This window comes from Sutterella massiliensis (assembly GCF_016899755.1).
Taxonomy (GTDB): domain Bacteria; phylum Pseudomonadota; class Gammaproteobacteria; order Burkholderiales; family Burkholderiaceae_F; genus Sutterella; species Sutterella massiliensis.
The window spans coordinates 1-500 of sequence record NZ_JACJJC010000258.1; the positions used below are offsets into that span (position 1 = coordinate 1).

Annotated in this window: 1 protein-coding gene; it reads left to right on the forward strand. The window is 53.0% G+C overall.

Going from position 1 to position 500, the window contains the following annotated elements; genetic code table 11:
- Positions 1–417: DUF7424 family protein (locus H6A60_RS12455; protein ID WP_205105114.1), on the forward strand; the 417-nt coding region annotated here is incomplete at its 5' end.
- Positions 418–500: the final 83 nt, after the last annotated feature.

Genomic DNA, 500 nt, shown 5'->3' on the forward strand with positions numbered 1-500 from the left:
AAAGCGACGTATCAGAGCTGCAAGAACGTAAACATGAAAAGCCGCGCCACGTTCAGCATCCCGGTGCTTGTCGGCAAATCGGAAACCGCGTGCTCCGGTCATGACATTTGTTTCGGGTTGGCTTCGGATCGCAACGACAGCTATATGGTCGCAGCGGGTCCTGCTTTTCTTGATGGGTACCGTAAGCTCGAGAAGGTTGGGCACTACGATCTCGATCCGCAGATCCGCATCGGCCTGACGAACGACGGCGATGCACCTGTCAATCTCATCGCAACGAGTCTTTACGTCAACGATACGCCCATGCACTTTGAGAAGTTTGTTGTCCATCCCGCTCGTTACGCCGAACTAAGACTATCGGATGCAGCGGTTGATGCAGTTCTGGCTGGTAAGAGTGTTCTTATCTTCATCAGGGAATGAGAAGAGGAGGGGTTCGATGAAATTCAAGGCGTTTCTGATGATTGCCGCTCTTGGCGCGGCGATGCTGCCTGCACACGCTATAT